The sequence below is a fragment of the Vibrio aquimaris genome (assembly GCF_009363415.1).
Classification (GTDB): Bacteria; Pseudomonadota; Gammaproteobacteria; order Enterobacterales; family Vibrionaceae; genus Vibrio; species Vibrio aquimaris.
This window is the reverse complement of sequence record NZ_CP045350.1, coordinates 2,749,219-2,760,449: the sequence shown is the minus strand read 5'-3', so window position 1 is coordinate 2,760,449 and position 11,231 is coordinate 2,749,219. Positions and strand designations below refer to the sequence as shown.

At 41.7% G+C, this 11,231-nt stretch carries 10 protein-coding genes; 7 read left to right on the top strand and 3 right to left on the bottom strand.

All coding sequences use genetic code 11. From position 1 onward, the window contains the following. The first annotated feature begins 5 nt into the window (after nucleotides 1–5). The 7 genes from FIV01_RS12730 (at nucleotide 6) to FIV01_RS12700 (ending at nucleotide 7,507) form a co-directional block, all read left to right on the top strand. A complete protein-coding gene (locus FIV01_RS12730; protein WP_152431319.1) occupies nucleotides 6–1,739 on the top strand; it encodes a non-ribosomal peptide synthetase in 1,734 nt (577 codons plus the stop codon). Continuing rightward, complete coding sequence (locus tag FIV01_RS12725) at nucleotides 1,732–3,009, top strand: MFS transporter (RefSeq protein ID WP_152431318.1); 1,278 nt, start codon at nucleotides 1,732–1,734, stop codon at nucleotides 3,007–3,009. The genes FIV01_RS12730 and FIV01_RS12725 overlap by 8 nt, the downstream gene beginning before the upstream one ends. Before the next feature lie 90 nt (nucleotides 3,010–3,099). Next, nucleotides 3,100–4,152, top strand: a complete 1,053-nt coding sequence (gene rsgA, locus FIV01_RS12720) for a ribosome small subunit-dependent GTPase A (protein ID WP_172971835.1) — start codon at nucleotides 3,100–3,102, stop codon at nucleotides 4,150–4,152. A gap of 108 nt (nucleotides 4,153–4,260) precedes the next feature. Further along, the gene (locus tag FIV01_RS12715) at nucleotides 4,261–4,677 is read left to right on the top strand and encodes an ACT domain-containing protein (protein WP_152431316.1); all 417 of its coding nucleotides are present in this window, start codon (nucleotides 4,261–4,263) and stop codon (nucleotides 4,675–4,677) included. Between the two features lie 270 nt (nucleotides 4,678–4,947). Next, the gene (locus FIV01_RS12710) at nucleotides 4,948–5,673 is read left to right on the top strand and encodes a class I SAM-dependent methyltransferase (RefSeq protein ID WP_152431315.1); all 726 of its coding nucleotides are present in this window, start codon (nucleotides 4,948–4,950) and stop codon (nucleotides 5,671–5,673) included. 268 nt (nucleotides 5,674–5,941) lie between these two features. Beyond that, complete coding sequence (locus FIV01_RS12705; protein ID WP_152431314.1) at nucleotides 5,942–6,505, top strand: hypothetical protein; 564 nt, start codon at nucleotides 5,942–5,944, stop codon at nucleotides 6,503–6,505. A 201-nt stretch (nucleotides 6,506–6,706) separates the two neighbouring features. Then, nucleotides 6,707–7,507, top strand: coding sequence for a glycosyl hydrolase 2 galactose-binding domain-containing protein (locus tag FIV01_RS12700; RefSeq protein ID WP_152431313.1), 801 nt, complete (start codon nucleotides 6,707–6,709; stop codon nucleotides 7,505–7,507). Between the two features lie 6 nt (nucleotides 7,508–7,513). Here the strand turns inward: FIV01_RS12700 and FIV01_RS12695 are convergent, their stop codons facing one another. The 3 genes from FIV01_RS12695 to FIV01_RS12685 form a co-directional block, all read right to left on the bottom strand. Next, nucleotides 7,514–7,906, bottom strand: a complete 393-nt coding sequence (locus FIV01_RS12695; protein ID WP_152431312.1) for a DUF2061 domain-containing protein — start codon at nucleotides 7,904–7,906, stop codon at nucleotides 7,514–7,516. Between the two features lie 144 nt (nucleotides 7,907–8,050). Next, nucleotides 8,051–8,488: a universal stress protein gene (locus FIV01_RS12690; protein WP_152431311.1), complete on the bottom strand. Its 438-nt coding sequence runs from the start codon at nucleotides 8,486–8,488 to the stop codon at nucleotides 8,051–8,053. 92 nt (nucleotides 8,489–8,580) lie between these two features. Next, nucleotides 8,581–11,169 (bottom strand): TRAP transporter permease, encoded by a 2,589-nt coding sequence (locus FIV01_RS12685; RefSeq protein ID WP_152431310.1) that lies wholly within the window; start codon nucleotides 11,167–11,169, stop codon nucleotides 8,581–8,583. Nucleotides 11,170–11,231 lie beyond the last annotated feature (62 nt).

Sequence of the window (11,231 nt, the reverse complement as noted above, 5' to 3'; positions counted from 1 at the left end):
TACGAATGTCTGTTTTTAAAAGTGTGCTAGAGCTATATCGTCGCTCACCAAGTTTTCTCAGTGAACAGCCCGCAATTTATACCGATAGTGAGGTGATGTCATATCGTGAATTAGAGTGCCGGGCAAATGCTGTTCGCGATCTCCTATCTCAGGAAGGGGTTGTTCAGGGAGAGGTTGTAAGTGTTTGTCTGCCCAAATCAGTAGATGCTGTGGCAGCCATGCTTGGAGTGATGAAAGCTGGAGCAGTTTATCATCCACTGAGTTTTGAAGCGCCACCAGAGCGCAATCATCGAATTTTGTCGGATGTTAAGCCAAAGCTTATTGTCCATACCGACAGTACATGCTGTTATGCCAGACACTATCCGGTGATTGCTCTTTCTGAGGATCTTTCGCATGTACGTATGGGGCGGGATGTGTTTATTAATCCTGAAGAGGTGGCTTATGTAGTCTCGACATCTGGATCAACAGGGCAACCTAGTTCAGTCGAAATTCGTCATGAATCGATTGAAAATTACATTACCTGGAAGCTAGCTTATTACCAGTTTCATTCTAGAAGTGTGAAGCTACAATTTGCTCCTTTTTCATTTGACAGTGCAATATCTGACATTTTATCGATGCTGTGCTGTGGTGGTGCTTTGTATCTAGTTTCAGCAGACAAACGAGCAAATTGCGATTATATCATTGATGTAATTGGCCGTTACCCTATTACATCTTTTGCTATTGTTCCGAGTTTGTATAAACGATTGTTATGTTTTTCCGGTAAACTAGTACATTCATTGGAGACAATTACCCTAGCAGGGGAGGAAGTCACCGCAGATGTGCTGGCGGAGCATAGGCGTCAATTCCCATCTGTTAGGGTAGTAAATGAATATGGCCCATGTGAGTGTACGATAGGTGTCCTTGCTTCTGATGTCACGCATCATGTAGGTTCGGAACCGCCGCCTATCGGTTGTGCTATTGACAATACAGATGTGTTTCTCTTCGACACATTTTTGGATAAGGCCGGACGACGTACTGGGGAAATTTGTATTGCAGGGATTTGTGTTGGAAACGGTTATTTAGGCAGAAAGCCTGAAACATGTCTGAAGTTCCGGCATAACCCAGACACAGGTGCTGCATATTACTGTACGGGAGATCTTGGATATGTGAATTCTGCTGGTGAGCTTGTCTTTGCCGGTCGGAAAGAGCGTACAGTAAAGGTTGCTGGAAACAGGGTCAATTTGATTGAAGTGGAAATAGCTATAAATCAGTTACAAGACATTTCTCAATCTGCGGTTGTTTTTCATGGAGAGCGGTTAAAAGCACTGTGCGTGGCAGATCGAACAGTAGAATCGATTCGTCAAGCGTTGTCTGAGAAAGTTCCGAATTATATGATCCCTTCGGTCATTAAATTATCGAAATCTTTGCCAATCAGCCAAAATGGTAAGAAAGATTACCATCAGATAGCGGATATATTTTCACAACAGGACAGACAAATTGATATAGCTGATGCTCGGGTTGAACATATAGTGATGCAATACTGGAAAAAGACATTGAATGTTCAATCTTGTGAGTTGACAGATAATTTCTTTGATATTGGTGGAAATTCTCTCCTATTTATCGATTTAATCATGGAAATATCAAAAGGGTTTAATGTCAGTATTGATTTGTCACAATTATTGGAAAAATTAACACTTCAGGAACAAATATCCTATTTGGATGAATTAATAAACGATAAGTCTAAGGAAATACATGAGTAACGAAAATACAATCAGCAAGAATAAAAACTTCTTTTTGCTGATACAAGGAATGTTTATTAGTGTCTTTGGTGCACAATGTTATTTTGTGGCTGAATCTCTGATTGTAAAGCATCATACGGAGTCCGGTGTAATGGTTGGAATTACATTGGCACTGTCTGCTATTCCTTACCTTATCTTTGGGACGATAGGTGGTGCCTTTGCTGATAGCCATAACAGAAAAAGTATTATTGTATGGTGTGATGTTGTTTCAGCATTGGCTGTATTAAGCCTTGCTTTTGCGATCTTCCTTGATATCGATTTCCTAGTGGTTCCGTCAGTTATTCTGACCGGAATTACACTAAACATTGTTATGTGCTTCTTTAACCCAGCTAGCCGAGCAATGATGCCGATGTTGGTGGATAAAAACCAGTTGTTGAAAGCTAACTCGTTGTTCAGGACGTTGAAGAACACGAGTGAGATCCTAGGTCAGTCTTGTGCTGGGGTTCTTTATGCCTTACTGGGCCCAGCAATGCTATTCTTTATCAACGGAATTACGTATTTGTCCTCTGCTGCTTCTGAATCAAGGATTAAAGTTGCATCACCCGATAACACTAAGGATGAAGTGGAAAGTAAGCAGAGCCTTGGAGCGCAAATAAAAGAAGGCTTTTCTATCGCTGCCAAGGTGCCTGGTCTATTAGCTGTGATAATCGCACTGGGCTTAATGGATTTATTTTTGGCACCCTTAATGACCTTTTTACCTTTTTTTGTTGAAAACTCTCTGGGTCTAAGCACTTATTGGTTCGGAATTATGTTTGCTGCGCTGTCTGTCGGCGCAGTGTTGGGCAGCTTTTTGAGTGGATTGATTAAAATTGCGGATCACATTGCTCCAATATTGATTCCTGCATTTCTGGTTGGTACTGGTTTATCGCGGTTATTTATGGGGCTGTCAGGGAGTCCCTGGTTAGTTTTTGTCTGTATTTTAATGGAAACCGCCACAGCCGTAATTTTCTCTATTCGTGCAGAAGTGATTATTCAAAGTAACGTTGAATCAAAATACCATGGCCGAATCTTTGGATTGCTAGGTATGGTTATGGGGGTCTTTACTCCTATAGGTATGGCGCTTGGTGGTGTATTGGTTGATTTAGCGCAGGATCGTTTGGCTGATTATATTGCTGGTTCAGGTATAGCGCTGACGCTGATCGCCGTTTCATTTATGTTTAGCCGTAATTATAGGGAGTTCTTTAAGGTTAAAAAGGATGAGGCCTCTTTAGCTGAATCTGTTGCGCTATAAGTGACTTTAACGCTACAAGCAACATTTTTTTCTTGAAGGATGGTGCTTACTATCAATTTTATTACCGATATTTGTTCGAGAGGAAGTCAATTGAATCATCATAACTTAGGGCTGAAACAGTCGATATTTCAGCACATTGGCGAACACAGTATTGAAGAGTTATTTCGTGTCTCCAAAGACTATGGAAAAAAGTATACAGTGCTCGGTGCTATAGGTGGAGAGCTGACTGAAAGGGAGGTTACGCGTCTAAAGCTGGATTCGGATGAACGCCCTGTGATAGGTGACTGGGTGATTTGTCAGGAACTGAATGGAGAGCATGTGATTACCGAGCTTTTGCCTCGTGAAACTCAGCTTGCTCGGACACGCTCCAGCGGAGCTCAGCAGGCAATTGCAGCAAATATCTCTCATATTTTTATTACGACCTCGATGAACGCAGAGTTCAATTTGAACCGTTTGGAGCGTTATCTGGTTCTTGCTAAATCGTCTGGCATACAGCCAACAATCATCCTAACAAAACGTGACTTGGTGGATGACCCGTCCGAATATATTGATCAAATTACCCAGCTTGATTCCAGTTTATTAGTATTACCAGTTAGCACCCAAACGGGTGAGGGTCTTGAAGAGTTGCTGTCTTTAATTCAGAAAACTGATACTTGTGTGCTGATTGGCTCTTCAGGAGTCGGAAAAAGCTCACTGATCAATTATTTATTAGGTGAGGAGGTTCTTGAGACGCTTGCCGTTAGTGATGAAGGGGCAAGAGGCAGCCATACAACGTCGAATCGATTTCTTTTTATGTTGCCGACTGGCGGACTGATCATCGATTCACCTGGGTTGCGTCAGGTTGGTATTGGCGCATCAACGAAAAATGTTGAGGAAACCTTTTCTGATGTTGAATCGTTGGTAAATAATTGCCGTTACCACAATTGTAAGCATGATAAAGAAGGGGGCTGCGCCATTCAAGAAGCATTAGCTAACGGCAATTTGTCTCCTAGACGTTATAAGTCTTATCTTAAGCTAATTACTGAGGCACGTTATGCCGATGACCCTGAAGCATTTCAGCGCGAACGACACAGGCAATGGCGTCAGGTGACTAAGAACCGAAAAGAAAAAGAGAAAGTTCTGGGGCGGTATAAAGAGTTTTAATCATTCTCTGAGCAGTCTTTTCTTATGTTTATCGGCTGGCCTTTTAAAACCTATGGTACAGAGGAAAGCTTATATTGATAAAATTTTCTTTGCCTATCGAGTTGAATCATGGAGTTTACTATAAAAATTTACAGCAATGACATTGCCGTTTATCGCCTATCTGATCTCTCAGGCTTTTTTTTTCCGGAAAATTGTGGATTTTTTAATTTATCCGTAACTGATGATGAAATCTCGTTAATGTGTGATGTCGAGCGTTTGTCCTCCGGACACATAGAGTGGTTAGACTGTAAAGCAATCTCTTTCAGCAAAAACTGGTCCTGCCTGCGGGTAGATGGGGATTTGCCTTTCGATATTGTCGGCGTGATCGCTACTTTAACCAGTCACATAGCTTCAATAGGGATAAGTCAGTTCGCTATTTGTACACATGATCGGGATTATGTTCTGGTACCGAATACTCAGCGAGATAAAGTAATAACTTACTTAAAGACAGTGGGTTATCAATGTGCTGATAGTGATCTTGTGTAATTGAGGGGTTGAACCACGAGCAATCAAAAGAAAGCATCAGGCTAATGACTGTATTCCCAGAGACGAGTTTTATTGGACTTGTAGATATTGAATACGCGTCTTGCTATGCCACTTTGTTCGGAATCAGCGCTCAACAATATTCATTAGATTAAGGGCGTTTACCTTAATTAGTGTATGCCGAATTATAAGGAAATTCGCAAGAACAAGATGTTGGGTACTCGATAATCCAAAAAATCTGTTAAATCATTGAATTAAAATTGGAAAGTAACTATGAAATATAACAACCCTATTAAGCCAAGTTGTATAGATAACTTGCTGGATAATCTATGGCTAAATGAGGACTCTTTAATCTTAGATGTTGGTTGTGGTAACGGAGAGTTAATTAAAAAGGTTTTAGAAAAATTTAACTGTCAGGCTGTAGTCATTGAAATTGACGAATTGGAAATAGCTAAAGCAAAGGAAAATTTGGAATCATATTTAGACAATATTACTTTCCATACCTCTGCATTCAAAGATGTAGAGCTACCGAAAGGAGTATTTGATGCATGCTTTAGTTTAGGATCTACTCAAGCTTTTGGCGATGGTAGTGAAGCTATAGATAATGCACTGTCTGAAATGAAATCTCTTATAGTTGCCAATGGCGTAATTCTACTTGGAGAAGGATATTGGCGAAAAGAACCAGATAAAGAGTACTTACTAGCAACAGGTATTGATCCGTTTGAATTACGGTCAAACCTTCAAAATATAGAAGCGGGAAAACAGTTGGATCTCGAATGCATCTATGTCGTTCATTCTTCCTATCAGGATTGGGATACTTTTGAAAGCTCGTTTTGGATGGCATCTGAACGAGAGTTACTGCTAGATCCTGATAATGTAGAGTTATTGGACAAAGTAAATACAAGACGGAACTGGAAAGATGCGTACCTGAAGTGGGGGCGCGAAACAATGGGCTTTGCTCTGTACCTGTTCATTAACTCTACAACCCAAAGCACCTAATTATTGGTTCAGCAGCAATTTCTCATATTCCTTGGATGCACTGCAATATTGTTTTTTAGTCTGGCATTCAAGACTATCTGCAAGAGTCTTAGTAAGTTAAATTTTGATTTTATTGTATATTTCTCTTTCTTCTTTAGATTATTGTGTTGATTTAGTCGTGAATTATTGTATTCATCTTTTTCCGAGGTGCTCAGGTGAGTTTGTTTAAAAGTGTTTTCAAAGAAAGTTTTTTCCTCGCCAACAGAATCAAAAGGTTCAATTCTCTAAAATGCTGTTGGTTTGTTTTACCCTTTTAATTGTATGGTCTGCTATTTTTGTGGAACCAGGATGGTTTGAATTATTCTCAGGACATATCGTGATTGTGGTCATGATGATTGTCGGTTCTTTTGTGGCAGGCTCAACTCCACTTGGCGGTGGTTCAGTTGCTTTCCCAGTGATGACGAAACTACTGTCTACGTCATTCACTATTTTTTTTCGGTTGAATATCATACTGTCTACGCAAGCTAGTGTAATAATCATGGCTATAACATCTATTTTGGGAGTGTTAATCTTATTCTCTCAAGGTGCGCAGCCTTCTGAAGTTATATTCGAATATTGGTATGTTGCCGCCCCTGTAGTGATTTTTGGTGCTCCGATAGGTGCTTGGGTTTGCTTTAAAGCCAGCAAGAAAGTTGTTCATCACATGATAATTGCCCTTGCATCATTAGAATTAGCTTCAACTCTATTACTTCTGCCATTGGGTAAAAAGTCGATATGGATTTTTTGTTTGCAGCTGTTAGTAATGTTTGCGCTGTTCAGTTTAAATATGAAGCAGATTAGAAGGCTCGGATAAGCATATAATGAAAAGCCGACAGGCTGGTTTAATGGTCCCTTCTGGTTCCTGATTCCTGTAGAAACTCTAGTTGCGTTTATCATGAGCTATATTTGCTTGCACTTAGCCACAAAGACTCGAGTTTCGAGGTGTTAAGTATCTATCAAGCCCTAAATCCTGTATAATTTTTAGCAACTTTTTGTTAATCAGTTTTAGTGCTTTATGCAATTATCACTTGCCGGTCTTTGGCAGCTATCACCACTGACAGATCTCTCTATTCCTCAAGATGATATCTCTTTTCCAGCGCCTCTGAGTGACAAACTTCCAGATTCACTTTCTGAAAGTCAAATTGCGCAGCATGAGTGGCATTTGATGCATGATATCGAGGTAGATGAGGCCATGCTTGCCTACCCAACTGTTGATCTGGTACTCGGTGGTGTAGACCGTCATGCAGAGGTTCGGCTCAATGGTATTGCTTTATTTGATTGTGATGGTTCACAGCCTGAGTATAAAAAGGATGTTAGACCTCACCTCCAACTTGGTCGCAACCGATTTGAGATCCTATTGATTGAAGAAGACGATGATTTATTACTCGAAGAGGATAAATTAGACCTTTGCCCTCTTGGTGAGCATATGAGCCCAAAGTTTGATTCAAGAGTAGGGGTTTGGAAAGAGCCATACTTGCAGTTTATACGCTATGTGCGTCTAAAACATGTGGTCACAGAGCAAATTTGGCACCATGGTGGGGGATGTGAATTTATGGTCGACTTACACTACAAAACCTACTCGCCAGGCTTAATTTCTGCTTTGGTTAAATTCAATGGGATGACTTATCAACTGCCAATTGATGTGCGAAATAACCATGTTAGTGCTCTTTTTCAAGTCGATGCTCCAATATACTTTGACGTCTGTCATCCTGATCCAAATGATCTTTATTCCCTTGAAGTGGAATTGGATGGCCAGACGCAAAAGTTTTCCATCGGATTAAGTAAAGATCTTTGCGTGACACACTTTCCTATCTAATTTGAATTATGCTTGTGTGGCTTGCTTGATGCTTACAGGAGTTTGTCTACGCTGCCAAACTCTTTCGTGGAAATAGTAAGCAAAAGTATTAATACTCGGTTCGATAGCGGCCATCATTCCACCGACCAACCAACTGCCGGATAGTAAATAGGCAACACCGAATGCAACACTAAAGTGAACAAATGCAAAGCTAGTGGTCTTTATTCCGGTGGCATCATTATGTTTTTTCAAATATGTAACGCTTTGCCATAGACGCTCGTGGAAGTAAAAGGCAACCGTATTGACCATAGGCTCTATCATCGCAATTAAACTGCCGATTAGAATATCACCAGTAAGAATGTAAGCGACGCTGAACGCAATGGTGAAGTGAATTGAGGCAAAAGTTAATGTCTTTTTCATGAGATGATCCAGTCATAGGCTTTGATAGGATCATTATTGATAATTATTCTCAATATTTAAATTGGATTGAAACTATATTTTCAATAGCTATTAACTATCAATTAGGCGCACGAGGTGCGCCTTAGTTTCCGCTCTGCGGTGAATTTAACCTTGAGGTTTAATGACTAAAACATTAATGGGAGAGTTTTCTACCACTTTACTGGCGACTGATCCCAGCATTACTTTGTCTAATTTTGAACGTTTGTGACTAGGCATGACGATAAGATCGGCATTGACCCTCTTTGCACAATCTAAAATAGACGTATACGGCTTACCTTCAACGACGTATGTTTGGTATGAAATACTTTGAGGTATATGTTTTTGAGCAAATGACTCAAGTTGTTTTTCAACATCTTGTTTCATTTTCGCAGCCGCATCTTTGGGAAAATAAGTGGCTACCATTGACATATGTATCCCAGGCAGGACATTAAGTAGATGAAGCTTTGCCTGAGAGTGTTCGGCATGCCAAATTGCTGCTTCGAGCGCTTTATCAGAAAAGCCACCGTCGTTTAAGTCGACTGGAATAAGAACATGTTTATACATTGGGTGCTCTCTTATATATACCGAGCCAACAAACAATTTGCTTGGCTCGGTATTAAGTTTAGTTTTATTTATTGCTGTTATGGTAGGCGTGACTAACCTATTTGTTGATTAAGTTGATCATTTCTCACTCGCCGTTTTTGGTTGAGTCCCAAGCCAATAAGGAGTAACAGAGCAGGGATAAATACCCACTCTTTCATTGGTCGATCAGCTGCAGTGATGACTGAACGTACTTCCCAATCAAAGTCAATGCCCGCTGCTTCTGCTGGGCTGCCAAACTCGACCATATCGATGAGTACTTTATCATCGACCTGTTTTAAAACCAGCCCCATAGAGCTAATGCGTTCGATGGCAGACTTTGCTTTTTCATCAAAAGGTAAGCGTACTGTCTTACTAATGAAATCGCCCTCAATATTTTCGCCTGCCACCATGAGTTCGATATCTTGTCCTATCGGCAGACTTCCAGCAATTTGTTGGATGTCTGAACCTGGATGGAGTTGTTTGGATGGGTATATTTGATCCCACCAATAACCCGGACGGAAGAAAGTAAAGGTAAGTAGCAGTAATAGCAGGGTCTCCCACCATTTATTCTTGGTGAACCACCACCCTTGTGTCGCAGCAGAGAAGATCAGCATAGCAACGATAGACGATAAAACGGTGAGTGATAAGTGCCACCATGTATCAATGCCAATTAAGAGCAGCTGCGTGTTGAAAATGAACATAAATGGTAATATCGCAGTCCGGATATCATAAGTGAACCCTTGGATACCTGTCCTAATTGGATCTGACTTGGCGATGGCAGCAGCGGCGAATGCAGCCAGTCCAACGGGTGGGGTATCGTCAGCCAATATACCGAAATAAAACACAAATAGGTGTACTGCAATCAGTGGGATGATTAACCCGCTTTGTGCTCCTAATGTGACAATAACAGGAGCCATAAGCGTTGATACTACGATGTAGTTGGCTGTTGTGGGGAGCCCCATTCCAAGGATTAAGCTAATTACTGCAGTAAACAGCAGCATCATAATGATATTGCCACCTGAAATAAATTCGACAAAGTCTGTCATCACCAAGCCAATTCCGGTTAGCGTTACCGCACCAACGACGGTCCCCGCAGCGGCAGTAGCAACACTGATGCCAATCATATTACGAGCGCCAGACACCAGACTTTCAAGTAGATCAACAAACCCCGCGGTTGCCTCTTCGACAATATTACCTTGTTTGGATAAGAAGGAAATAAGAGGGCGCTGAGTAATGATGATGAATATCATAAATACGGTTGCCCAAAATGCTGATAGCCCAGGAGAGAAGCGCTCTACGGTAAGACACCACACCAAAACGACAATAGGCAATAGATAATGCAATCCAGACTTGATGGTTGGCGAAGGATCAGGAACTTCGGTAAGTTCGGCATTGACATCGAGCGTTCCCTCATGAGCGTTTCTTGCTGAAACACTAATCAGCGCAATATAAGAGATCACCAAAGCTGACACCACAATAGGGGTTGCAGCAGCGCCAAAGACATCCTTAGTCCAGCCCACACCGTAGTATACGGCTGCACTTGTAATACATAGACCTAAGATGGTACCAGTGAAAGAGAGTAAGCTTTGCACAATAGTTGGTGTGTGTCGACGTGGTAATCCCTGCATACCTGCTTTACATGCTTCTAGGTGAACAATATAAATCAAAGCGATATAGGAAATTAACGCTGGCAGGATAGCCGCTTTGATCACCTCAACGTAGGAAATACCGACATACTCCACCATAAGAAAGGCAGCAGCACCCATTATTGGAGGAGTTAATTGTCCGTTGGTTGAAGCCGCGACTTCAACTGCGCCTGCTTTTGTGCCAGGAAACCCAACTCTTTTCATTAGAGGGATGGTGAATGTGCCCGTTGTAACCACGTTGGCAATAGAAGAGCCAGAGACGATACCTGATAAACCGGATGCAACGACGGCGGCTTTAGCAGGACCTCCCCGCATGTGACCAAGTAAAGAAAAGGCAACCTTGATGAAGTAAGCGCCTGCCCCCGCGCGCTCTAACATGGCGCCGAATAGCACAAATAGAAACACGAAGGAAGAAGAAACTCCCAGAGCTACACCGAACACACCTTCTGTCGTTAACCAAAGGTGTGACATGGCTTTGTTAAGGCTTGCTCCTTTGTGTGCGATGACATCCGGCATATAAGGTCCACCAAAGGTGTACAACAAAAACACGGCTGCTACAACCATGAGTGGTGGGCCTAGAGCTCGGCGAGTTGCCTCAAGCAGCAGAACCATGCCGATCACAGCCACAACAACATCCGCTGTGGTTGGAGCGCCTGAACGGCCAGCCAGCTCCGTATAAAAAATGTAAATATATCCAGCAGAAAAACTGCTAGCTAAAGCTAGAATCCAATCGGTAAGTGGAATTTTATTACGTGGCGAACTCTTTAGTGCTGGGTATGCTGTAAAGGCCAAAAATATGGCAAACATCAAGTGTATGGAGCGTGCTTCAGTATCATTGAGTACGCCAAAATTGAAAATGAAGGGGAGGGGAGATGCATACCAAAGTTGGAATAATGACCAACACAAAGGTGTAAACCACAGGATGCGCGCCGAAATTCCATCAGGAGAACGGGCTCCAGTGTCGGCTTGAGCCACCATTTCTTGCACATCTTGAGTCGGAGAAGTGGTCTTCGACATGTACTAAATCCTTATTATATATGGCCTGTCTTTTTATGATTATTAGAGTTTTAATCGGTATT

Bases quoted from the DNA above. Each gene is read 5' to 3' on its own strand.
- FIV01_RS12705 (WP_152431314.1), top strand. From the start codon at position 5,942: ATGCTGTTGGTTTGTTTTACCCTTTTAATTGTATGGTCTGCTATTTTT.
- FIV01_RS12710 (WP_152431315.1), top strand. From the start codon at position 4,948: ATGAAATATAACAACCCTATTAAGCCAAGTTGTATAGATAACTTGCTG.
- FIV01_RS12685 (WP_152431310.1), bottom strand. From the start codon at position 11,169: ATGTCGAAGACCACTTCTCCGACTCAAGATGTGCAAGAAATGGTGGCT.
- FIV01_RS12725 (WP_152431318.1), top strand. From the start codon at position 1,732: ATGAGTAACGAAAATACAATCAGCAAGAATAAAAACTTCTTTTTGCTG.
- FIV01_RS12730 (WP_152431319.1), top strand. From the start codon at position 6: ATGTCTGTTTTTAAAAGTGTGCTAGAGCTATATCGTCGCTCACCAAGT.
- FIV01_RS12690 (WP_152431311.1), bottom strand. From the start codon at position 8,488: ATGTATAAACATGTTCTTATTCCAGTCGACTTAAACGACGGTGGCTTT.
- FIV01_RS12715 (WP_152431316.1), top strand. From the start codon at position 4,261: ATGGAGTTTACTATAAAAATTTACAGCAATGACATTGCCGTTTATCGC.
- FIV01_RS12700 (WP_152431313.1), top strand. From the start codon at position 6,707: ATGCAATTATCACTTGCCGGTCTTTGGCAGCTATCACCACTGACAGAT.
- FIV01_RS12695 (WP_152431312.1), bottom strand. From the start codon at position 7,906: ATGAAAAAGACATTAACTTTTGCCTCAATTCACTTCACCATTGCGTTC.